This window comes from Streptomyces sp. NPDC050211, assembly GCF_040656035.1.
GTDB lineage: Bacteria > Actinomycetota > Actinomycetes > Streptomycetales > Streptomycetaceae > Streptomyces.
This window is the reverse complement of record NZ_JBFALC010000002.1, coordinates 149491-172301: the sequence shown is the minus strand read 5'-3', so window position 1 is coordinate 172301 and position 22811 is coordinate 149491. Positions and strand designations below refer to the sequence as shown.

Annotated in this window: 20 protein-coding genes and 1 pseudogene; 9 read left to right on the top strand and 12 right to left on the bottom strand. The window is 70.3% G+C overall.

All coding sequences use genetic code 11. The annotated features are described in order from the left end of the window. Positions 1 to 30 precede the first annotated feature (30 nt). From AB0I98_RS02720 to AB0I98_RS02695, 6 genes and pseudogenes are all read right to left on the bottom strand, one after another. Positions 31 to 1494, bottom strand: a complete 1464-nt coding sequence (locus AB0I98_RS02720) for an NAD(P)/FAD-dependent oxidoreductase (protein WP_362934208.1) — start codon at positions 1492 to 1494, stop codon at positions 31 to 33. Positions 1495 to 1573: 79 nt separating this feature from the next. Further along, positions 1574 to 3916 (bottom strand): protein translocase subunit SecD, encoded by a 2343-nt coding sequence (gene secD / locus AB0I98_RS02715; RefSeq protein ID WP_362934205.1) that lies wholly within the window; start codon positions 3914 to 3916, stop codon positions 1574 to 1576. Between the two features lie 62 nt (positions 3917 to 3978). After that, entirely contained in the window at positions 3979 to 4383 is a 405-nt protein-coding gene (locus AB0I98_RS02710; protein WP_362934202.1) for a hypothetical protein, read from the bottom strand. Between the two features lie 170 nt (positions 4384 to 4553). Next, positions 4554 to 5285: a hypothetical protein gene (locus AB0I98_RS02705; protein WP_362934847.1), complete on the bottom strand. Its 732-nt coding sequence runs from the start codon at positions 5283 to 5285 to the stop codon at positions 4554 to 4556. Between the two features lie 121 nt (positions 5286 to 5406). Continuing rightward, positions 5407 to 5706: pseudogene (locus AB0I98_RS02700) on the bottom strand (3-beta hydroxysteroid dehydrogenase); the annotation flags it as partial. Between the two features lie 67 nt (positions 5707 to 5773). Next, complete coding sequence (locus AB0I98_RS02695; RefSeq protein WP_362934844.1) at positions 5774 to 6874, bottom strand: ROK family transcriptional regulator; 1101 nt, start codon at positions 6872 to 6874, stop codon at positions 5774 to 5776. A gap of 101 nt (positions 6875 to 6975) precedes the next feature. Here AB0I98_RS02695 and AB0I98_RS02690 point away from each other — a divergent pair, with 101 nt between their 5' ends. Together AB0I98_RS02690 and AB0I98_RS02685 are read left to right on the top strand one after the other, a co-directional pair. Further along, the gene (locus AB0I98_RS02690; protein WP_362934199.1) at positions 6976 to 8049 is read left to right on the top strand and encodes a Gfo/Idh/MocA family oxidoreductase; all 1074 of its coding nucleotides are present in this window, start codon (positions 6976 to 6978) and stop codon (positions 8047 to 8049) included. Next, positions 8046 to 8552, top strand: a complete 507-nt coding sequence (locus AB0I98_RS02685; protein WP_362934195.1) for a heme-degrading domain-containing protein — start codon at positions 8046 to 8048, stop codon at positions 8550 to 8552. Before AB0I98_RS02690 ends, AB0I98_RS02685 begins: the two co-directional genes overlap by 4 nt. 85 nt (positions 8553 to 8637) lie before the next feature. Here AB0I98_RS02685 and AB0I98_RS02680 read toward each other — a convergent pair whose 3' ends face one another. Then, positions 8638 to 9495 (bottom strand): fumarylacetoacetate hydrolase family protein, encoded by an 858-nt coding sequence (locus tag AB0I98_RS02680; protein WP_362934192.1) that lies wholly within the window; start codon positions 9493 to 9495, stop codon positions 8638 to 8640. 202 nt (positions 9496 to 9697) lie between these two features. On the opposite strand from AB0I98_RS02680, the gene AB0I98_RS02675 reads away from it, so the two are divergent. After that, entirely contained in the window at positions 9698 to 10483 is a 786-nt protein-coding gene (locus AB0I98_RS02675; RefSeq protein WP_362934189.1) for an SAM-dependent methyltransferase, read from the top strand. Positions 10484 to 10496: 13 nt separating this feature from the next. Here AB0I98_RS02675 and AB0I98_RS02670 read toward each other — a convergent pair whose 3' ends face one another. The 3 genes from AB0I98_RS02670 to AB0I98_RS02660 form a co-directional block, all read right to left on the bottom strand. Further along, the gene (locus AB0I98_RS02670; RefSeq protein ID WP_362934186.1) at positions 10497 to 11219 is read right to left on the bottom strand and encodes a YidC/Oxa1 family membrane protein insertase; all 723 of its coding nucleotides are present in this window, start codon (positions 11217 to 11219) and stop codon (positions 10497 to 10499) included. Between the two features lie 97 nt (positions 11220 to 11316). Next, entirely contained in the window at positions 11317 to 11592 is a 276-nt protein-coding gene (locus AB0I98_RS02665) for a DUF6412 domain-containing protein (protein ID WP_362934837.1), read from the bottom strand. A gap of 101 nt (positions 11593 to 11693) precedes the next feature. Next, a complete protein-coding gene (locus tag AB0I98_RS02660) occupies positions 11694 to 12221 on the bottom strand; it encodes a helix-turn-helix domain-containing protein (protein WP_362934183.1) in 528 nt (175 codons plus the stop codon). Between the two features lie 69 nt (positions 12222 to 12290). Between AB0I98_RS02660 and AB0I98_RS02655 the strand changes: the two genes are divergently transcribed. Together AB0I98_RS02655 and AB0I98_RS02650 are read left to right on the top strand one after the other, a co-directional pair. Then, a complete protein-coding gene (locus tag AB0I98_RS02655; RefSeq protein WP_362934180.1) occupies positions 12291 to 13688 on the top strand; it encodes an MFS transporter in 1398 nt (465 codons plus the stop codon). A gap of 89 nt (positions 13689 to 13777) precedes the next feature. Beyond that, positions 13778 to 14623, top strand: a complete 846-nt coding sequence (locus AB0I98_RS02650) for an alpha/beta hydrolase (protein ID WP_362934177.1) — start codon at positions 13778 to 13780, stop codon at positions 14621 to 14623. Between the two features lie 78 nt (positions 14624 to 14701). On the opposite strand, the gene AB0I98_RS02645 is transcribed toward AB0I98_RS02650, so the two are convergent. Next, entirely contained in the window at positions 14702 to 15478 is a 777-nt protein-coding gene (locus tag AB0I98_RS02645) for a class E sortase (RefSeq protein WP_362934834.1), read from the bottom strand. Between the two features lie 230 nt (positions 15479 to 15708). Between AB0I98_RS02645 and AB0I98_RS02640 the strand changes: the two genes are divergently transcribed. The 3 genes from AB0I98_RS02640 (at position 15709) to AB0I98_RS02630 (ending at position 19825) form a co-directional block, all read left to right on the top strand. Then, entirely contained in the window at positions 15709 to 17181 is a 1473-nt protein-coding gene (locus tag AB0I98_RS02640) for a beta-1,6-galactanase (RefSeq protein ID WP_362934174.1), read from the top strand. A gap of 341 nt (positions 17182 to 17522) precedes the next feature. Next, positions 17523 to 18563, top strand: coding sequence for a hypothetical protein (locus tag AB0I98_RS02635; RefSeq protein ID WP_362934171.1), 1041 nt, complete (start codon positions 17523 to 17525; stop codon positions 18561 to 18563). Between the two features lie 254 nt (positions 18564 to 18817). Next, complete coding sequence (locus tag AB0I98_RS02630; protein WP_362934168.1) at positions 18818 to 19825, top strand: SEC-C domain-containing protein; 1008 nt, start codon at positions 18818 to 18820, stop codon at positions 19823 to 19825. Positions 19826 to 19889: 64 nt separating this feature from the next. On the opposite strand, the gene AB0I98_RS02625 is transcribed toward AB0I98_RS02630, so the two are convergent. Beyond that, positions 19890 to 20558 carry an HAD-IA family hydrolase gene (locus AB0I98_RS02625; RefSeq protein WP_362934165.1) on the bottom strand — a complete coding sequence of 223 codons (669 nt, stop codon included), beginning with the start codon at positions 20556 to 20558 and terminating at the stop codon, positions 19890 to 19892. 594 nt (positions 20559 to 21152) lie between these two features. Between AB0I98_RS02625 and AB0I98_RS02620 the strand changes: the two genes are divergently transcribed. After that, complete coding sequence (locus tag AB0I98_RS02620; protein WP_362934162.1) at positions 21153 to 22703, top strand: ATP-binding protein; 1551 nt, start codon at positions 21153 to 21155, stop codon at positions 22701 to 22703. Positions 22704 to 22811 lie beyond the last annotated feature (108 nt).

Sequence of the window (22811 nt, the reverse complement as noted above, 5' to 3'; positions counted from 1 at the left end):
AGATGGCAAGCCTCAGGTTGAACCCTGCATTCATTTCGCCGAACTCGATCGAGTCAAGCCCGCGTAGCGGTGTGCCACTCCGCCGGGAAGCAGGTATTCGGCCAGCAGGTTGCCGGTGCGGCGGGATGGCAACCCCATGTCGTGCAGGAGTTCGTCCGCGCAGTGGATGTCGTAGGGGCCGAAGTCGTAGCCGCCGGAGCCTGGCAGTACCTGCTCCTGCCAGGCCAGGCGAGCGTCGATGGCCTCCCGCATCTCCTGCTCGCCCGGGGTGGTGCGCAGCGTCGCCCGGAAATGGCCGGCCAACCAGTGCGCGGTGAGTTCCACTCCCATGATGTTGTTGAAGACCTGCCGGAAACCGACGAACCCCAACCGGTCGGCGCCGGGGGGCACGATGCCTCGGTAGAGCCGCAGCCGCCCGTCGTCATCGTGCACGCACACGCTCGAGTCCAGGAACGGGAAGACTTTGTGGTGCCCCGTGGCGAACACGATGACATCCGCCGCCACTTCCTCGCCGGTCGCCAGTCGCAGCCCCTTGTCGGTATACGCCTCGACGGCAGTGACCTTGGGGGCGATCAGGCCGCGGCGGACGGCCCGCGCGTAGCCGCGTGGCATCACTCCCGCGTGGGCCAGATGGAAGGGGAGCGCGTGAGCGGGCCGCAGTTGCCTCGGCAGCCGGTACAGCCCGGTGGAAAGCAGCATGTCACGGGTGATGAGCCACCACAGAGCCCGCTTGACCCGCTCGTCGATGCGGTCGATCGGGCGGACGCAGTCCGGATCGTGGTAACGGGGCAGGAGCGCCTCACCGAGACGGGTGAACAGGATCCACTTGTAGCCGACCAGACCGAGCAGGAGCCGCTCGGGGATCATCCAGTTCACCTTGCGCTGCACGATCGTGGCCGAGGCCGCCTCGCGTGCGGCGCGGGTGATCAGGTCCAATGCGGATTTACCGCCGCCTACGACGACCACGCGTCGGCCCGCGAATGTCCCGGCCCGCACCTCGTTGGAGTGCAGCACGGTCCCACGGAACGACTCACGCCCGGGCAGCTCGGGCAGTTGGGGATGATGATGAGCCCCGCTGGCGACAACGACGTAGTCGAATGTCTCGCGATGAACGTCGGCCGCCGTGTCCCCGGCAGGCCGGGAGTCGACCGACCAGCCGGAGGCGCCCACCCGCCCGGGCCCCTCCACCGGACTGATGGAGATCACCTCGGTGCCGGGCCGGACGCGGTTCAGTACACCGAAGGTCTTGGCGTAGTTCTCCAGGTAGCGTTGCGTGTCCACCGCGCCGGCGAAGTGCAGGCGGTTGGGCAGGTCCGCGAACTCGAAGATACGGAGCGCGGACTGGTTGGCCAGCCCGTCGTAGCAGCCCTGTGCTGACCAGATCCCGCCGACCTGCTGGTACTTGTCGAAGACCGTGACGTCGAAACCGTTCTCCAGCAGCACCTTGGCGGTGACGATTCCCCCGGGGCCGGCCCCGACCACACACGCTCTCATCAGCTGTCACTCCCCCTGGCGATCGCCGTGCCCAGCTCGCTCATCATCCCGGTCGCGGACCTCCATGCCCAGGGCGCCCTCACACCACAGCGCCTGAATCCCGCGTCCGCCCGCGTCGCTCCAGCGGACTCCGCGCTCCGCTGGCCTCGCCGCGCTTGGGGCGCGCTGGTGGCGCCGGGCGGCTGCCCTCGAGTTGCACGGCGATCGGTACGGCGGTGAACACCGTCGACGCCATACCGATCACCATGCCGGCGATCAGTGCCAGGGAGAAGTCCGCGAGCGAGTCACGGCCGAGCACGGCCAGGGCTGCCAGGATGAACAGCGCGCCCATACCGGTGTTCACCGTGCGCGGCAGCGTCTGAATGACGGCCTGGTTCGCGGTGGTTTCCAGGTCCGCCGCCGGATCGCGGCGGCGCGCCTCGCGCACCCGGTCGAAGACGACGACGGTGTCATTGACGGAGTAGCCGACGACCGTGAGCAGGGCCGCCAGGAAGACGCTGTCGACGGGCTTGCCGAGCCAGGCGAACAGGCCCACCACGAGCAGCACGTCGTGCACCATGGCCGCTACCGCCGCGGCGGCGAACGTCCACCGGAACCGCACGCTGAGGTAGATCAGCTGGGCCGCGACGGCGATGCCGAGCGCGATGAGCGCGTGCCGGCGCAGTTCGTCGCCGAGGCTCGGGCCGATCAGCTCGTCCCGCTCGACGGTGACCTCGCCGCCCTCCTTCGCCAGCGCCGTTTTGATCGTGTGCTGCTGGTCGTTGCTCAGCTCACCGGTGCGTACCGAGATGTCCCCGTCCCCCGACTCCTGCACCACCGCGCGCGGGAACCCGGCGTCCGTGACCGCCGTGCGCGCCGCGTCCACGTCCACGGGCCTGCTGGTGCTGTACTGCACCAGGCGCCCGCCGGTGAACTCCACCCCGAAGTCCGGGCCGCGCAGGCCGATTCCGGCGACGGCGACCACGATCAGCAGCGCGCTGACGCCGAGCCAGCGGCGCCGGTGGTGCACCAGGCGGGGTTTGCGGCGCGCGAGCCAGGCGCGTACCCGGCCGGTGGAGGTGATCCCGGTCAGGCCGGGCCGGTTGCGCACGAAGCCGCGCCGGATCGCGAAGTCGGCGAGGACCCGGGTGATCACCAGGGCCGAGATCATCGAGACGAGGACACCGATGGAGAGCGTGACGCCGAAGCCCTTGACGGGTCCGGTGGCGAAGAAGAAGAGCAGCCCGGCCGCGAGCAGCGTCGTCACATTCGAGTCGACCACCGCGCTCCAGGCCTTGGCGAAGCCGGTGCGCAGCGGTTTGTCCAGGTGCGCCGAGGCGGACTTCAGGGCGCGGGCTCCCAGATACTCCTCGCGGGCGCGCTCGAAGACCAGCACGTTCGCGTCCACCGCCATGCCGATCGCCAGGACGAAACCGGCGAGTCCGGGCAGGGTCAGGGTCGCGCCCAGGGCGACCAGTGCGGCGTAGGAGATCAGCCCGTACAGCGCGAGCGCGATGGTGGCCAGGGCGCCGAGCAGCCGGTAGACGACGAGGATGAACAGCCCCGTCAGGGCGAGCCCGATGATCGCGGCCTGGGTGCTGGCGGCGATGGCGTCGGCACCGAGCGTGGGGCCGACGGTGCGCTGCTCCACGACCTCTACGGGCACCGGCAGCGCACCGCCCTTGACGAGCGCGGCCAGATCGCGGGCCTCTTCCCGGCCGAAGCCGCCGGTGATCTGCGTGGAGCCGCCGGAGATGCCGACCTCGCACGCCACATCCGCGTTGACGCCGGGCGCCGAGAGGACCTTGCCGTCCAGGACGATGGCGACGCGCCGCTCGGGGGCGCCCTGCGGGGCACAGGCCGCCGCCCCGGTGACCCGTGCCCAGTCCTTGCCCGCCTGCCCGCGGAAGGTGAGGTCGACCATCCAGCCCGACATCTGCTGCTGGTCGAGCACCGCCTCGGCGTCCTTGACGCCCTCGCCGGTGAGGGCGGTGGGCCCGAGCTTGAGGAACGCCCCCTTCTGGTCGGGGTCGGCCAGGGTGCGCGAGCCGTCCTTGGCCGGCTTCCCCTTGTTCTCGTCCTGCTTGTCCGTCGCGCCCAGCACCGGGTGGACGGTCAACTGCGCGGTGCGGCCGATGACTTCGGCGGCCTCGCGCGGGTCCTGCAGGCCGGGCAGCTCGACGAAGATCCGCTGCTGTCCGGACCGGTACAGGCTCGGCTCGGACACGCCGAGCGCGTCGACCCGCTGGCGGAGCACCTCCAGGGCCCGCTGGGTCGATTCGGCATTGGCCTCGACGACGGGTGAGTCCTTGGTCTCCAGGACGATCTGGGTGCCGCCGCGCAGGTCGAGGCCGAGGCGGGCGGGCTGGGTGAGAGCGAAGTAGAGCGAGGCGGCGATCACACCTAGGGCGACGATCGCCCGCCACATGGGCGCGCGAGACATGAGTTCTCCACGATGGGCAGGCAGACGGAGTCGACGTCTGCGCCGGACGCGGAGGCGAACGGTCAGGCGTCGATACGGACTTCGGTGCTCCATCGGGACGGCGGGCCGCGCGGGCGATACGCGTGGGCGCCACGGCTCGCTCCCGCGGTCGCGGCCGCCACGGCCACGGCGGGGCCGCCGACAGCGCGGTGCGGGGCTGCGTCCCCGGCGCCAGGGCCCAGGAAGGGCTGGAACGGGTACGGCACTACGTCGGCGTGGCCGAGCACGGGGTGCGCCACGGTGACGGGTCGCTGCGCGTCGGCGGTCGCGGACGCCTGCGTGATCGCCGTCGCGACCGTGCCCGTCGAGGACGGGCGGGACGCCGACGCCGACTTGGCCGACACCGGCAGGAGGAAGGTCAGGACCGCGAGCAGCGCGGAGAGCACGACGGCGGCCGGGCGCGTGAGGTGTGCGCGGTGCTGCTGCACGCCTCTTGCCCCCCGGTCAAGTCGTCGTACGCCATCAGCAGTTGGCACTGTGAGCCGACGACTCGGCTCGTCCGGCCGTCAGTGACACGAACGCCATCGGGCGCCCTGAGGTTCCCGACTCACCGCACGAAGGTTGCGGCCACGGATCGTCGCAGACGGGCGCGGTGCGCTCAGCGGCGCCTGCGTACGAGGAACAGTGCGCCGCCCGTGGTGAGCAGGAAGACGACGGTGGCGGCGAGGGCACCGGGCGGCGTGCTGAGACCGGTGCGGGCGAGTTCGTCGGCGAAGGGGAGGGGGCGGGTGGTGGCCGGGGCGGAGGCGTCGGTGTGGGGCGGGGTGGGTTCCTGGTCGGCGTCGATGCCGAAGCGGTAGTCGTTGGACTGGCCGACCCAGTCGCCGTCGTCCTCATGCCGCTGTACGACGGCCGCGTTCGCGGTGACCCGGTTCGGCGCCGCGTCCGACGTCACCGCGAGCCTCACCTTCACGGTGACCGTCGCGCCCGCGCCGACGGTGAAACCGGGAAAGCCGTCGTGGTCGCCCCCGAAGGCCCCGACCAGCTCATCGGCGTCGGTCGCCTCGAAGCGGACCGGACGCGGGCGGGGTCCGTCGTAGAACTCGAGCCGGGGCTGCGAGGGCTTCAGCGTGTGCCGTTCGTCGACGAGGACGACGACCGGGTGGATGCCGGAGCAGGTCCGGTCGGTGGTGTTGGTGAGATCGAGAGACCAGGTCCCATAGCCACCGCCGGCCTCATAGGAGGCGGGGCCGCCGTGGATACGGGTGGTGAGGGGAAAGGTGCCGTCGTCGGGGGCGGTACAGGCGGCTTCGATGTCCGCATGTGCCGGCGCGGAGAGCAGGGCGGCTGCCACCGCGAGGCAGAGGGAGGCGGGCGTGAACAGTCGCATGAGCACATGAGCATGGTGGGCAGGGGTGGGGGTTCCGGTGTGCCATGCCGGGAGTGCCCTCGGATGGGGGTGGGGATGCGCTCGATCGGGGGCGCGGATCACGTTCCCCTTCAGCCGGCCGTCAGGGCTGAATGTTCTCCAGGTCCTCGAGAAGGCCGGGGTGCGTCGGCTGCCAGCCGAGGGCGTCGCGGGTGTGGGCGCCGGACGCCGGCTGGTCCATGGCGAACATCGGGCCGAACGGGCCGAAGTCTTCCTGCGGAACCTCCTTGACCGGCAGGCCCAGTCGCCGCCCGATGACGGTCGCGATGTCCCGCACTGCGTCGCCCTCGTCGGCGACGGCGTGCCATACGGTCCCGGCCGGGGCCGATTCGAGGACCAGCCGGAACAGAACCGCCGCGTCGCGCGCGTGCACGGCCGGCCAGCCCGCGGCGACCGCGTCTCTGGGCTGATCGGTGCCGCCTGCCTGATCCCCTCACCTCACCTACCCGCTACCCGTCCCCCCGCCCGAACACCGGCGCCAACAACAACTGCGCCGCCCCCTCCGCAACCCCCCGCACCCCACCCGGCGCGACCCTCACCGGCACCCCACCCTCCCCCGCCCCCTCCCGCCGAGCCCGCTCCTCCAGCACCGCACCCACTCCCCGCACGAACACCTCCGGCGCCGCAGCCACCGTCCGCCCTCCCAGCAGCACCACATCGATGTCCAGCAATCCGACCAGATTCGCGGCCCCCGCCCCCAGCACCCGCGCCGCCTCGTCGACCTCACCGCGCGCCACCGCCCCCAGGCACAGCGCCTCGATGCAGCCGCGGTTGCCGCAGGTGCACGGCGGTCCGTCGAGCTGGATGACCTGGTGCCCGAACTCGCCCGCCCCGGTCCGCGCCCCCCGGTGCACGTTCCCGCCGATCACGAGCCCGGCCCCGAGCCCCGTACCGAGATGGAGATACGCGAAGGACCCGCCCCCGCCGCCACGGCCGACGGCGATCCCGAGCGCGGCGGCGTTGGTGTCCTTGTCGACGACGACCGGCACCCCCAGCCGCGCCTCCAGCACCTCCCGCAACGGAAACCCGTCCCACTCCGGAAACCCGGTGACCCGGTGCAGCACCCCCCGCACATGATCGAGCGGCCCGGGCAGCGCGACCCCGACGCCGGTGAGCCCGCGAACCACCCCCGTCCCCAGCACAGCGGCAACCGCCCCCTCCACCTCCCCCAGCACGGCCTCGGCCCCCGCCCCCAGGTCCAGCGGCGTGCACCGCTCCCCCACCACGCTGCCCTTGAGGTCGACGAGGACCGCCCGCAGCTCATCCCGGTCGAGATGCACCCCGACCGCATGCCCCGCCTCCGGAACCAGCCGAAGCACGGTCCGCGGTTTCCCGCCCGTGGACGCGCGCCGCCCCGCCTCGGCCACGAGCCCTTCCTCCCGCAGTCGGGCCGTGATCTTGCTGACGGCCTGCGGGGTGAGCCCGGTGCGCTCGGCGAGTTCGAGCCGGCTGATCCCGTCGGCGTCGGCCGCCCGCAGCAGATCGAGCACAAGTGCGGTGTTGTGACTGCGCAGGGCAAAGAGATCCGCGCCACCGACCGCCCCCCTCAAGCCACCCGCCCTGCCCTCGTCACGGCCACCCTTCGTCCTGTTCACGCCCCCATTCTCCCCACCGCTTGCACTTTGGCAACAGCGTTGCGAAAGTGGGAGCCATGAGTGCTACCCCTCTCCGCGTCGGCCTGGTCGGCTACGGCCTCGCAGGCTCCGTCTTCCACGCCCCGCTGATCGCCGCCACCGAGGCCCTCACCCTCGACACGGTGGTCACCTCGAACCCCGAGCGCGCGGAGCAGGCCCGCGCCGAGTTCCCGGACGTCCGCGTCGCCGCCACCCCGGACGAGCTGTTCGACCGGGCCGACGAGCTGGACCTGATCGTCGTCGCGTCCCCGAACAAGACGCACGTCCCGCTCGCCACCACCGCGCTCAAGGCGGGCCTCCCCGTGGTCGTCGACAAGCCCATCGCAGGCACGGCGGCCGAGGCACGCGAACTCGCGGCGCTGGCGGACGAGCGCGGACTGCTGCTCTCCGTCTTCCAGAACCGCCGCTGGGACAACGACTTCCTGACCCTGCGCAAGCTGCTGGCCGAGGGCGAACTGGGCGACGTATGGCGCTTTGAGTCCCGATTCGAGCGCTGGCGCCCGCAACTCAAGGGCGGCTGGCGGGAGTCCGGCGACCCCGCAGAGATCGGAGGTCTCCTCTACGATCTCGGCAGCCACGTCGTCGACCAGGCCCTGGTCCTCTTCGGCCCCGCGACGTCCGTGTACGCCGAGTCGGACATCCGCCGCGCCGGAGCCGAGACGGACGACGACACGTTCATCGCCATCACCCACGCGAGCGGCGTCCGCTCCCACCTCTACTGCACCGCGACGACCGCCCAGCTCGGCCCCCGCTTCCGGGTGCTGGGTTCGCGGGCGGGCTATGTGAAGCACGGCCTGGACCCGCAGGAGGCGGCACTGAAGGACGGGCAGCGGCCCTCCACGACCGCCGACTGGGGCACGGAACCCGAGTCCCTCTGGGGCCGCGTCGGCTCCGGCGAGTCCCCGCTGACCGGCGGCGGCCGCCCCGAGCCGACCCTCCCCGGCGACTACCCCGCCTACTATGCGGCCGTGGCGAAGGCCCTGCTGGACGGCGGTCCCAACCCGGTGACCGCGCTGGAGGCGGCCGCCGCCCTCGACGTACTGGAGGCGGCCCGCCGTTCCGCCCGCGACCATGTGACGGTGACGCTGTGACACACAACCCCGAGCTGACCCCCAAGTTCCACCCCGAACTCACCCCGCCGCTGGAGGAGTTGGAGGCCCAGGAACGCCGCCTGGTCTTCCGCGAGTTCACCTACGACGACGCCTGGGCCCTGGGCTCCCTGCTGGTCGAGATGGCCCGCGAACGCCAGGCCCCGGTCGCCATCGACATCCACCGTGCCGGCCAGCAACTCTTCCACGCGGCCCTCCCCGGCTCCACCCCCGACAACGACGCCTGGATCAACCGCAAACGCCGGGTGGTCGAGCGTTACGGCTCAGCGTCCTACCTGGTAGGCGCCCGCTTCCGAGCCAAGGGCACCACCTTCGAGGACTCCTCCCGCCTCAACCCCGACGAGTACGCAGCCCACGGCGGCTCCTTCCCGATCACAGTGGAAGGCGCAGGCGTGATCGGTTCGGTAACGGTGAGCGGCCTGCCGCAGCTGCAGGACCACAAATTCGTAGTGGAAGCCCTGGAGCACTACTTGGAAAAGCAGTAGCTACAACGCCCTATAGGGGCGCGGGGAACTGCGCGAGAAACCACAGACGGCCCAATGCCGCCCTACCACCGCAGCCCCCCGCCCCTTAGGCGTCTTTAAACTCCTGCCTCTGCCGACCGAGCCCCTCAATCTCCAGCTCCACAACATCCCCAGAACGCAAATACGGCTTGGGCTCAGGCCGCCCCAGCGCCACCCCCGCCGGCGTCCCCGTATTGATCACGTCCCCGGGATAGAGCGTCATGAACTGACTGACGTACCGCACAACCTCCCCCACGGGAAAGATCTGCTCAGCCGTAGTCCCGTCCTGCTTCAACTCCCCATTGACCCACAGCTTCAGCGAAAGCCCCTGCGGATCCGCCACCTCGTCCGCCGTCACCAGCCACGGCCCCAGCGGATTGAACGTCTCGCAGTTCTTCCCCTTGTCCCACGTGCCGCCCCGCTCGATCTGGAACTCCCGCTCGGACACGTCATGCGACACCGCATACCCGGCGACATGAGCGAGCGCCTCCTCGGCCGAGTCCAGATACCGGGCCGTACGCCCGATGACGACCGCCAGCTCGACCTCCCAGTCGGTCTTCACGGACCGACGAGGAACCAGCACCGTGTCATGCGGCCCGACCACCGTGTCCGCGGCCTTGAAGAAGATCACCGGCTCGGGGGGCGGCTCGGCCCCCGTCTCGCGGGCGTGGTCGTGGTAGTTGAGCCCGATGCACACGATCTTGCCGATCCGCCCCACCGGCGGCCCGACCCGCAGCCCGGCCGCGTCCAGCTCGGGCAGTTCCCCGGCACCGGCGGCCGCCCGGATCCGGCCGAGCGCGGCGTCATCGGCGAGCAGTGGCCCGTCGATGTCCGGGACGAGGCCGGAGAGGTCCCGCAGGATCCCCTGGTCGTCGAGCAGCGCGGGCCGCTCGGATCCCGCCGTACCGACTCGCAGCAGCTTCATGTTCACAATCTCCCTCGATCGCGGGCGCCCGGCCGACGGCCACGGCCGGTGTGCGGCCCACACGCAGCCATCGGAGGACTGGTCGATCCTCCAAGGTCACCGACCGCTCCGCAAGACCCGGTTCACGGACTGGACCGGAGTGCGCCCCGCAGAAATCCAACTACGTTCCTACGCCCTGAAGTTGATATGTAAAGCTATGGCCATGAGCGCCGAGGAGATCGACACCAGCCGGCCGCACCCCGCGCGGATCTACGACTATCTGCTGGGCGGCAAGGACCACTACGAGGTGGACCAGGCCGCCGGTGACGCCCTCGCCGCCAAGGCGCCCGAGGTGCGGATCAGCGTGCAGGCCAACCGCGCGTTCCTGCAGCGTGCCGTCCGGTATGTCGTCGGCACCGGCGTCCGCCAGATCCTCGACATCGGCACCGGGCTGCCCACCTCGCCCAACGTGCACGAGATCGCCCACGAGGCGGCGTCCGACGTACGCGTCGCCTACATCGACAACGACCCGATCGTGAAGGCGCACGCCGACGCGCTGCTCAGCCGGTCCGGCGCGACCAGCATCGCGCTCGGCGACCTGCGCGACCCGCAGGCGATCATCGAGCACCCCGATGTGCGCCAGGTCATCGACTTCGACGAGCCGGTCGCGCTGCTCCTCGTCGCCATCCTCCACTTCATCACCGACGCGGAGAAGCCCGCGCAGATCGTCGCCACCCTGCGCGACGCGCTCCCGCCCGGCAGCTACCTGGTGCTCTCCCACGCGACCGGCGACCTCGCGGACCGCCGCGACGCCCAGGCCATCTACAACAACGCGACCGCCACCATGAACCTGCGCACCCGCGCCGAGGTCGAGCGGCTCTTCGACGGCTTCGAGCTGGTCGAGCCCGGCGTGACCCAGGTCCCGTTCTGGCGCCCGGACACCCCGCCGCCGGCCCGCGCCGCCGAGATCGGCTTCTACGGCGGCGTGGCCCGCAAAACCACCGGCTGACACCGGCTGCTGCTCAGCGGTACAGCGCCGCCCGCTCCACCGCACTCCAGGTCGTACTGGTCACCACATACAGCGCGGCGGCGAGCGGCACCACCGCCACCGTGATCAGCGTGAAGAAGGACATGAACGGCATGACCTTCCTCATCGCCCCCATCCCGGGGACCTGATCCCCGTCGGCCGCCGGTACGGGGGCGCCCGCGACGCCCGCGGCCATCATCCGCTTCGTCCGGCGGTAGTTGAACACCGCGACGGCGGCGACCAGCGCGAACAGCCCGACGTACACCAGCCCGGCCGCCCCGAACGCCCCGCCGTCAGCCAGAGCGTCCGCCCAGCGATGGCCGAGGGGCGCGGCCAGCAGCTCATGGCTGAGCAGTTCGTTCGCCTCACCGCCGATCGTCGGGTTGGAGAACAGGTGGTAGAGCAGAAAGAACGCGGGCAACTGGAACATCCCGGGCAGACACCCGGCCAGCGGTGACACCTTCTCCTCGGCATGCAGGTCCAGCACGGCCCGCTGGAGCCGCTCGGGGTTCTTCCCGTGCTTCTTCCGCAGCTCGGCGATCTTCGGCTGCAACTCCGTACGCGCCTTCTGCCCGCGCGCCGCCGCCCGGGACAGCGGATGCACCAGCAGCCGTACGAACGCGGTGAACAGGACGATCGCGGCGGCGGCCGCGGAGGCGTGGAAGAGCGGTTCGAGCAGCTGCGCCAGTTGCTCGACCAGGTTGGCGAAAACGGACATGGGTGAGCCCTCCGTGGGGTCTCGTCGTGCCGGATCAGGGATGGCGGCATGACGACCCGCGCGGGGTCACGGACGGAAAAGAAAGAAGGTGCGTGCCCTACGCGACGGTCGTCGGGAGGGCCCGTCCGGGCGCCCGGGGCCGGGTGCGCCCCCTGGCGTCAGGATCGCGTTGCGGCAGGAACGCCGTACGAAGGTCACGGTCGCGGATGGCCGTACGCACCCGGGTGGGCGGCACGGCGGGCGCGCAGCGCGAGACGAGGAGCGAGCAGGCGGCGAAGGCGGACCCGGCGGCGGCGGTCGCCGCGAGGGCGACGGTGGCCGAGAGGCTGCCCGTGTCGAGCAGCGCGACCTGGACGAGCAGAAGCAGCAGCATCAGGGCGGGACGCAGGCCGGTCCGACTGCTGCGGATCACTGCGACTCCCCCCTCTCGCTCACCTGCGCGCACTACTCAACCCGTATTACTGGTCTCGTTCGTTATACAGGATCCGTCTCGAGCGGCTGCAGCAGCCTCTTGGGCTTGAGCAGCGCCCGGCTGACCGGATCCGCCGGGTCCGGATCGAGTCCGGGTCCCGGCAACATTTCTACGTCCGGGAGGCGTACGACGGTTCCGCACACGGGACATTCGCCGTACGGGCCGAGTTCGGTACCGCATTCCGCATGCCGGAAGATGCGCAGCTGGGCCTCCCCGAAGTGCTCCCGGCCCCACAGCCCGAGCGAGCGCAGCGTGGGCCACAGCGCGATGCCGCGGTCGGTCGGGACGTACTCGTCGCGCGGCGGCGACTGCTGGTACCGGCGCTTGGCGAGGATCCCCTCGGCGGTGAGCGCCTGGAGGCGGGCGGCCAGGACGGCGCGCGGGATGCCGAGGTGGACGAGGAAGTCGTTGTAGCGCCGTACGCCGTAGAGCGCGTCGCGCACCACGAGCAGGGTCCAGCGCTCGCCGACGATCTCCAGCGCCCGGGCGATCGAGCACTCCTGTGTCACGTAGTCCTTGCCCAATGCCATGGCGTCCACTGTAACCAGTTTTCCGGCTGTTGGTTCATTGACTGAACCTTGGGTGTTACGGTACGGGGCATGCCCAGGTTCAGTGAACGAACTCCGACGATCCGGCCCGCCGCCCCGGCCGCTCCCCGTCCCGAGTCCGCGCCCCGCCCCACGGCCACCCTCGCCGTGACCAGCGCCGCCACCGCCGTGGCCCTCATGACGTACACCGCGCCGATGGTCACGCTCCCCGAGACCGCCGCCGCCCTGCACACCCCGCTCTCCGCCCAGGCCTGGCTGCTGAACGGCACCCCGCTAGGCCTCGCCGCCCTGCTGCTGGTCGCCGGCAGCCTCGCCGACGACTACGGCCGCCGCCGGATCTTCCTCGTCGGCACACTCGCCCTGGGCATCACCACGGCGCTGGGCGCTTTGACGAGTACGACCGTGCTGTTCACGCTGGCCCGCATCGCCCAGGGCGCGGCCAGCGCCGCCCTCCTCGCCAGCAGCCTCGGCCTGCTCGTGCACGCCTTCCCGACCCCACGCGGCAGGCTGCACGCGACCGGCGTGTGGGGCGCGTTCGTGAGCGGCGGCATCGCGCTGGGACCGCTGGTGGTCGGGGCGATGCCCAACTGGCGGGTGGCATACGGGGTGTTGGGCGCCGCGGCGCTGATCGTGGCCGCGCTCGGCATCCGTACGCTGGCGGAGTCGCGTGCCCCGAGAGGCGGGCGGCCCGACTTCGGAGGGGCGGTGACCTTCGGGCTGGCACTGGTCGCGCTGGTGGCGGCGCTGACGCTGGGGCGGGACGGCTGGCTGCGGGCGCCCGTGGGATTGCTGCTGGCCGCGTCCGCCGCACTGGTGGGGATCTTCGTGCTGGTGGAGCGCCGCGCGGCGACGCCGATGATCGACCTGGGCCTGCTGCGCCGCCCCCGCTTCCTCGGCTCCTCCGTCGGCGGCCTGTTCACCGGGCTCGCGGTGATCGGCCTGTTCAGCTTCCTGCCGGCGCTGCTCCAGCAGACGCTGGGCCTGTCCGCGATGGACACGGCGTGGCTGTTCCTGCTGTGGTCCGGGCTGTCGTTCGCAGTGGCCCTCCAGGCGAAGCGACTGGCGGGCCGCGTACCGCCACGCCTCCAACTGGCCCTCGGTTTCCTGCTCCACGCGGGCGGCGCGATGGCGATGCTGGGCGCGCTGGACTCCGGCTCCTGGGCCCGTCTGCTGCCCGGCCTGGTGATCGCGGGCGTCGGCAGCGGCCTCCTGAACGCCGCGCTGCCGCTGCTCTCGGTGGAGTCCGTACCGGCCGAGCGGGCGGCGATGGGGTCGGGGGCACAGCAGACGTTCCGCTACATCGGCTCGTGCGCGGGCGTCGCGCTGACCATCGCGCTGGCGACATCGTCGGGGAGCCTGGCGCGCGGCGCGGATGTCGCGATGGTCGTGTCGGCGGGGCTCGCGGTGGTCGCGGCGGTGGGGGTGGGGGTGCTTCGGGAGAGGACGTGAGGGGCGGCCGGGAAGGTGCGGACGTGCGTACGGCGCCGGTCCGAGGGAACGGATGTCTAGATCCACGCCTACCGAAAGGACGAGCCCCGTTGACTGAATGGCAGTTGACCCAGACCTTCCGCAGCAGCTCCGGGGACGTCCGCTGGGACAGCCTCGGACCACCCGGCCAGGACCCGGTCGTGCTCCTCCACGGCACCCCCTTCTCCTCGTACGTCTGGCGCGCCGTCGCCCGCGTACTCGCCCGCCGGCACCAGGTGTTCGTATGGGACATGCCCGGTTACGGGGAATCGGAGATGTTCGCCGGCCAGGACGTGTCCCTGGCCGCCCAGGGCCGGGTCTTCACCGACCTCCTGGCGCACTGGGGCCTGACGGAGCCAACGGCGGAACCCCTGGTGGTAGCCCATGACTTCGGCGGCGCCGTCTCCCTGCGGGCCCACCTGCTGCACGGCGCCCGCTACCGTGCGCTCGCCCTGGTCGACCCGGTCGCGCTGGCGCCCTGGGGTTCCCCGTCCTTCCGGCTGCTCGGCGAACACGCCGAGGTCTTCGAGCAGTTGCCGCCCGCGCTGCACCGCGCCCTGGTGCGCGAGTACGTGAACTCGGCCAGCAGCCCCGGCCTGCACCCGGCCACCCTCGACCGCCTCGTCCGGCCCTGGCTCGGCGACCCCGGCCAGGCGGCCTTCTACCGGCAGATCGCCCAGGCCGACCAACTCCACACCGACGAGGTCCAGCACCGGTACACCGAGATCGACATCCCGACCCTGATCTGCTGGGGCCAGGACGACACCTGGATCCCCCCGGCAAAGGGCCAGGAACTCACCGCCCTCATCCCAGGCGCACGGCTGGAGCCCATCGCCGGCGCGGGTCACCTGGTACAGGAAGACGCCCCCGCGGAACTCACGGCGGCCCTGCTCCTCCATCTCCAGGCGCCCCTTTAGGGGCGCGGGGAACTGCGCGACCAGCCACAACGGCGCCGCAGCCAACCGACGACCCATCCCGGCACTGACAGCGGACCGTCAGCGCGGCCGCATAGACAGCAGCTTCCCCCACACCACCAGCCGGTACTTCGACGTGTACTCGGGAGTGCAGGTGGTGAGGGTGAGGTAATAGCCGGGGTCGGTATAGCCATGGCCGGGCCGAACCGTGCTGCTCGGCACGGGCCGGATGACACCGGTGTCCCGCGCGGAGGTCTGCGCAAGGATCCGGTCGACGGCGTACGTATAGACCGCGTCCTCCGTCTCCACCTGAACCTCGTCCCCCCGGCCGAGCCGGTTGACGTACCGGAAGGGCTCGCCGTGAGTGTTGCGGTGCCCGGCGAGCGCGAAGTTCCCGGCCCGGCCCGGCTGTTGGGTGCCGGAGTAGTGGCCGACGTACCCCTTGTTGAGGACGTTCTGCTTGCTGGTGCCCTCGGCGACGGGGACGCGGAGGTGGAGGCGGGGGATGGTGAGGATGGCGTAGGCCTGGGACCAGTCCGGACCGGCGGACGTGGCACGTCGTGCGGCGGGCTGCCGCGGGGGCACGTCGGTCTCCTCGGGCGCGGCTGACGACGTACCGGATGTACCGGAATCGTCCGGAGCGCCCCCGCCCTCCGGCACCCCCCACTCTCGCTCCAGCGCCTCCACCTTCCGCTCGGCGCCGACCTTGGCCTGCCGGTTGGTCCACCACAGCTGATGAACGACCAGCAGCAGGAGTACGACGCCCACGGTGACGAGGACCTCGCCGCCCGCCCACACTCCGCGCCGCAGCAGCACACGCCGTCGCCGGCTGCTGTGCTGCACGACGAGAACCCGCATCATCGGTGACCTCCTTCGCCGGGGCCGCCCGCACGATAAGGGCCGGGGCGCGAGGTCTCCAGACGTATGCGCGTCCGGTACCCCGAACACTTCCTCCACAGGTTTGAGAAAGGGCTGTCGGAACCCTCGACAACCCCACGCGCCACACCTGATGCTTCCTGTCGGCATGCACGGGACAAGCCACGACGCCGGTTCGACGACGACCGGCCGTTGAGCGAAGCGGAGAAGTCATGATCCGACGCAGAACTCTGCTGGCGGCGACAGGCGGCGCACTCGTCGGCAGCGCCCTGGCGACCGGCACCGCCCACGCGGACGCCACCATCGCGGTCAACCCCGGTACCAGCTACGGCACTTGGGAGGGCTGGGGCACCTCGCTCGCCTGGTGGGCCAACGTCTTCGGCGCCCGGGACGACTTCGCCGACCTCTTCTTCACTACCAAGTCCGTGACCTACAACGGCACTTCGCTCCCCGGCCTGGGCCTCAACATCGCCCGCTACAACCTCGGCGCGTGCAGCTGGAACAGCGTCGGCGGCGAGTCGATGGTGAAGTCGCCCAACATCCCCGCCTTCAAGCAGATCGAGGGCTTCTGGCAGGACTGGAACAACGAGAACCCCACGTCCTCCGCCTGGGACTGGACGGCGGACGCCAACCAGCGCGCGATGCTGGTGAAGGCGACGCAGCGGGGTGCGGTGAGCGAGCTGTTCGCCAACTCCCCGATGTGGTGGATGTGCAAGAACCACAACCCGTCGGGAGCAGCGGGCGGCGCCAACAACCTCCAGACCTGGAACTACCGTCAGCACGCCTCACACCTGGCGGCCACAGCCCTGTACGCCCGCAACAACTGGGGCGTGAACTTCGCGACGGTCGACCCCTTCAACGAGCCCGCCTCCACCTGGTGGACCGACACCGGCACCCAGGAGGGCTGCCACATGGACCCGGCGGTCCAGGCGGCCGTACTCCCGCACATGCGCAGCGAACTCGACGCGCGCGGCCTGACGGGCATCAGGATCTCCGCCTCCGACGAGACCAACTACGACACGGCCCGCTCGACCTGGTCCTCCTTCAACTCATCCACCAGGGCCTTGGTGAGCCAGGTCAACGTCCACGGCTACCAGGGCTCCGGCGGCCGCCGGGACCTCCTCTACACGGACGTCGTCACGACCTCCCGCAAGAAGCTGTGGAACTCCGAGACCGGCGACAGCGACGGAACCGGCCTGACCATGGCCTCGAACCTCTGCTACGACTTCCGCTGGCTGCACCCGACGGCCTGGTGCTACTGGCAGGTCATGGACCCGAGCACCGGCTGGGCGATGATCGCGTACGACGCGAACACGCTCCAGCCGACCACCATCCAGACGAAGTACTACGTCATGGCCCAGTTCAGCCGCCACATCCGCCCCGGCATGACGATCCTCGACACCGGCGTGAGCTACGCGACAGCGGCATACGACGCGTCCGCGCGCCGCCTGGTGATCGTCGCGGTGAACACGTCCTCGTCCGCCCAGACCCTCACCTTCGACCTCTCCCGCTTCTCCACGGTCTCGGGCGGCTCCGGCGGTCTGGTCCCCCGCTGGAACACGGCCACCGCAGGCAGCGACCGCTACCGCGCCTACTCGGACACCAGGCTGAGCGGCAAGTCGGTGAGCGTGCCGTTCGCGGGGGGTGCGGTGCAGACGTTGCAGGTGGATGGGGTGACTTTGTAGCGAGGCCCGGGCGCTCCTCCGGGACGGGATGACCGAGGGGGGGCTATGGGCGGGCGGCGGCTGCGAGGGGAATGTCGGCGGGGCGGAGCGGGGGGGCCGTCGCGCCCCGCTCCCCACTGATCACTGATCGCTGATCTCCGATCGCCGCCCCCCTGCCACCGCGTGGCCCAACACCCTCGCCACCACCCGGGCCAAGTGGCGGCCCGCGGTACACCGTCCGGTGGCTTATGACTGCCACCGCGTTAGTCATATAACCCGTTTTCCTATGAATTCCACTATCCAGCCCTTGGTGCTGACCAGCCGTCACAAGGCCCTGAACCAAGTCGAGGAGAGTGGATCACATGACGACATCGCCACGCTGGCGATCTGTCCTGGCCTCAGCCGCCACAGCCGCCGCACTCACCGCAGCCACCCTGGCGACCGCGGCGCCAGCCAACGCCGAAGCCCAGACCCCGCACCCGCCCCACCCGGCGAAGCCCGCGTACCCGGCCAAGCCTGTCCACCCGGCGAAGCCGGACCATCCGGCTAAGCCCGTCCACCCAGCGAAGCCCGCTTACCCGGCGAAGCCCGACCACCCTGCCAAGCCCGCTTACCCGGCGAAGCCGGTCCACCCGGCCAAGCCCGCATACCCGGTGAAGCCCGACCACCCTGCCAAGCCCGCATACCCGGTGAAGCCCGACCATCCGGCTAAACCCGTCCACCCCGCCAAGCCCGCATACCCAGCGAAGCCGGTCCACCCGGCCAAGCCCGCATACCCGGCTCACCCCGCGAAGCCGGCCCACCCGGAACACCCCGCAAAACCTGCCTACCCGGCCCACCCCTCCAAGCCGGAGCACCCGACGAAACCGGCGTACCCGGCCCACCCCAGCAAGCCCGACCACCCAGCAAAGCCTGCTTACCCCGAACACCCGGCCAAGCCCGCTTACCCAGCTCACCCGGCAAAGCCCGCCTACCCCCAACACCCCGCCAAGCCGGCACATCCCACGAAGCCTGACCACCCAGCTCACCCGGCAAAGCCCGCTTACCCGGAACACCCGACCAAGCCCGCCTACCCCACAAAGCCCGCCCACCCGGAGCACCCGGCGAAGCCGGCCTACCCGGAACACCCGACCAAGCCCGCTTATCCAGAGCACCCCACCAAGCCGGCCCATCCGGAGCACCCCACGAAGCCCGCGTACCCGGAGCACCCCTCCAAGCCGGAACACCCCACGAAACCGGCCTACCCGGAGCACCCCTCCAAGCCGGCGCACCCGGAACACCCAACCAAGCCGTCCCACCCGACGCACCCCACAAAGCCCTCCCACCCCACGAAGCCCGACCACCCCACGAAGCCGGAACACCCGCACCACGCGAAGTCGGAGCACGGGCAGGAGCACGACTGACCACCGTCCCGACGCCAGTGACAACGACACCAGTGACAACCAGGCCTGCACCTGCCCACCCGGCGGCCACGACCACGAGCCACCGGCACCCGCACCCAGCCCTCAGCCACCAGCACCAAGCCCCCCGCACCCGGCCAGAGCGCACCCGCAGCCGATGTCACTGACCGCCCGCAGTGCCGGGCCCGGACCCCCGGGCCCGGCGCTGGCCTGCCCATAGCTCACCTTCGTCACCGACCGGCGCTACGGTGTCCCCCATGCGCCCCGACACGCCTGCCGAAAACGTCGACCACGCCGCCGAAGCGGCCCGCCTCGAGCGGACCGCCGGCCTGTACCCCGAGGACGCCGAGGCCCTGCTCCTGCAGGCCGCGGCCCATCTGGAACTGTCCGGCGACCGCCCCGCCGCGACGACGCTCTACGACCGCCTGCTGTCCTCGTCCGCCGGGCTGGAAAACCCGTACCTGGTACGAGCACTCAAGGCATCGAACCTCTGGGAGTACGGCCACGAGGCCGAAGCCAGGGCCATCATCGAGGGAGTCCGCACGGCATCCCCCCGCGACCCGGCCCCCTGGGTGATCGTCGCGGAGGCCCTGGAATCACACGACGAGCTGGAGCAGGCGCAGGAGACGTTCACTCAGGGCGTACGGCTCCTCCTCACGGACGTACCGGAGCCCCCGTACGCCACACACCCCCTCCTCTTCGGCCGCCACCGCGTACGCCGCATGCTGGGCGCAGGCCACGACGAGTGGGACGCCCTCGCGGACACCGTCAACGCCTCCCCGGTGTCCCTGGACGAACTCCACGACCCCAAGCGCCTGTGGTCCCTGGGCTCGGACAACCCGGCAGAACTGCGCGCAGAAATCTCAAGGTTGCAGGCGGAACTAGGCACGTACAGGGCGGCACTGTCCCGCCCCTTCCCGGTGGCCGTACTCCACTGGCCGGCGACCGAACTGGCGGAACTGACCGCCGCCTACCCCACCCTGGCCACGGAGTACCCCTCCCACGAGGAGCACCTGGCGACGATAGAGGCCTCCCTCCGAGAACTCGCCTCCTCAGGCACCCCGAACCTGGGAATCGTCACGGGAACAGTCCCGTCGTACGAGGCCTTCGCCGCATCGGAAGGCGCATCCCCCGCAGACCCAACGCTCCTCCCCCAGTACGCGACCACACTCGCAGCCCGGGGCCGCGCGGTGGAGTGGCCACCGCAGGGCGGAGTCTGCTGGTGCGGCTCAGGTCAGACGTACGGGGACTGCCACGGGTCGTAGCCCCGGCACCGCACGCCGTCGCCCGCCCAAACCAGCAGGGGCGTGATCACCGGCCAGACGGTGATCACCCCACTGCGTCTGATCCCTCCAGGCGGGCAAAGCCGAGGATGTCGGGGACCGCTTCACGCAGGCTCCCGAAGTGACGGTGCACGCCGACCACCGCAACCTCAGCGTTGACCCCCCACACGGTCATCCCGGCCCGCAGCCCTGCCTCGACTCCGGAGGGAGCGTCCTCAACGACCAGGCAGTCCTCGGGCCTGGCACCAAGCTGCTCCGCGGCCAGCAGATAGGGCACGGGCGACGGCTTGCCCTCCTCCACCGCGGCGGCATCGACAATGACACGCGGGACCGGCAGCCCCGTCCGGGCAAACCGCCCGCGCACCCGATGCTCATAGTTCGAGGTCACCAACGCCCACGACCCCACCGGCAGGGCGTCCAGCAGCTCAGACGCCCCGTCGAAGGCCGCATAGACACCGGACCGAACGTCCTCGTCCTCCAGCTCATGCAACACAGCCAGACACTCCGCCGGATCCTGCTCCGGAGCCACCTGCACGAACGTCTCCATCGGCCGCGTCCGCAACGCCACCCGATAAACCTCATCCGCGTCCAGCCGATACCGCCCCGCCCACATCCCCCAGACCCGCCGTTGATTCTCCAAGGCGTCGATCAACGTACCGTCGACATCAAAGAGGACGTACTTCCTGGGACTGGACTGCACAAATTCACTGGTCACGCCATGATCATGCCAGGACCCCCTGAAGACCACTTACGGACCGTCCCGCCCCCACCCCCGCACCGATCGCCGCCAATCCGCCCGGCGTGCAGGCGAGACGCAACCGCGCCCCCAAACCCCGGCCCACACCCCACCAACCCCACCCCCAACCTCCCTCGGCCACCCGCCTCTCCGGGCCGCCCGCTCGCTTCCAACCCGTGCTGGAGCGGCCCGTGTCCAGGGTGGCCCGAAGGGCCATCAGCGCAGCCGACGCGAAGCGCCCTTGATACGGGCCGCGGAAGCACGACACTGACCAAGAAGCGGGCGGCCCAACGGTGCCTATGAACTCCGGCAAGGCAAACACCGGCACTGCACCCCAACGAGCACGGCTCCTGCACCTGGGCGGCTCATCACCACTGCGGCCAGAAAGATCGAGCAGAGTGCGCCGACCCTTCCATGACACCCCAACACCATTGGAAGATATGGAACTTATCCCCCCACTTAAGAGTTCAACCTCCCCCTATGTCCCACCTTTGCAGTACGGTCACATCTACCGTCTGAGCTGAGGGGCTGCTGTTTCGGAACGGGCCCTGACCTGTGCATTTTGAGGAACCGATGCCCTACGAGCCCGGCACCGTCTGGCAGTACGACGTCCCCACGACCGGCAGCACGCATCTGCCGCCAGACGCCGGCTACGGCAGAGCCCTGACTAACCAGGGTTACGGCTTCGAGGTCGCCGTAGCGGACCTGATCGACAACTCGATCGACGCGGGCGCAGACAAGATCGTGGTGCACTTCCTGCGTGACGCCAAGCGGATCCTGACCCTCCTGATCATCGACAACGGCAAGGGAATGGACGAGGCCGGACTCGATGACGCGATGACGGTCGGGAGGCGCCGCACCTACGGCGAACACGCCCTCGGCATGTACGGCACCGGCTTGAAGGCCGCATCACTCTCGCACGCTTCGTCCCTGACCGTGGTCAGCCGCACCAAGCGCAGCCGCGCCACCGGCCGCCGCCTAACCGCCGAGGGCATCGAGGACAGCTTCCGCTGCGACACCGTCGACCCTCGCTACGCACAGGACCTCGTCGACCGGTACGACGGCATCATCGAGTGGCACGGCACGGTCGTACGGTGGGACCAGGTACGCGCCTTCGAAACCGTGACACCCGGGCAGAGCGACCAGTACCTGTCGCAGGCGATCGCCCGCCTGGAGACACACCTCGGCCTCTACTTGCACCGCTTTCTGCAGCGCGGTCTCCAACTGGACATCGCCGTATGGGACGTGAGCAGCAGCGCGAACGAACTCGGCGAAGAGGTGGACCACATCGCCGTAGAGGCGCTGAATCCCTTCGGATACAAGGTGCCTGGAAGAAAGGGATACCCGCGGCAGTTCACCGCGCCCGTGGAGGGCATCGGGGACATGCGCCTGACCGCCCACATCTGGCCGGCCAAGTCGAAGCAGGCGGGCTTCCGGCAGATCGGTGCGCTCGCGGAGCGTCAGGGCTTCTACTTCTACCGGAACGACCGCCTCGTCCAGGCGGGAGGCTGGAACGGCCTGCGCAATCCCGAAGGACACCTCGTACTGGCCCGGGTGGCCGTGGATCTCCCCTCGCACGAGAACAGCGTCCTGAGCCTCGACGTGAAGAAGGAAAGGGTCACGGTCACCCCGGCCTTCACTCTCGGTGTGGACAAGGCGGTGGATTCCGAGGGCAATACCTTCCATCAGTACCTCGGTGACGCCGAGGCTGCCTACCGGGACGGCTCAAGGCGCACCGAGATCGTCCGTAAGCCGGTCACTCCTCCCGGCAAGGGGATCGACCCGAAGGTGAAGCGGATCATCAAGGAGGAACTGCCGGAAAAGGGAGGCGAGGAACCGATCACGTTCAGCTGGGCAGCACTTCCCCGCGACCGCTTCTTCGACCTGGACCGCGAGAACAATGCCGTCATCCTCAACAAGGACTTCCGCGAGGACTTCAACGACGGCAAACGCGGCGGCGCGAACGACGCTCCGGTCACAAAAACCTTGCTGTACCTGCTGCTTGAGGACTGCTTCGGGCTTGGACGCTGGGAACGAAGCCGCCAGGACCGCGTGGACTACTGGAACACCATCCTTCTGGCTTCCGCGGAAGCACATCGCGCACGGCGCACACAGGCGTTCTGACCGCCGTGCTGCACTTTTCCTGGCCCCCCAACCGACCGCTGATTGAGGCCTGCACATGAGCCCCACCCCAGCCAACGTTCTCCTGGACATCCATGCTTCCGCGCTCGC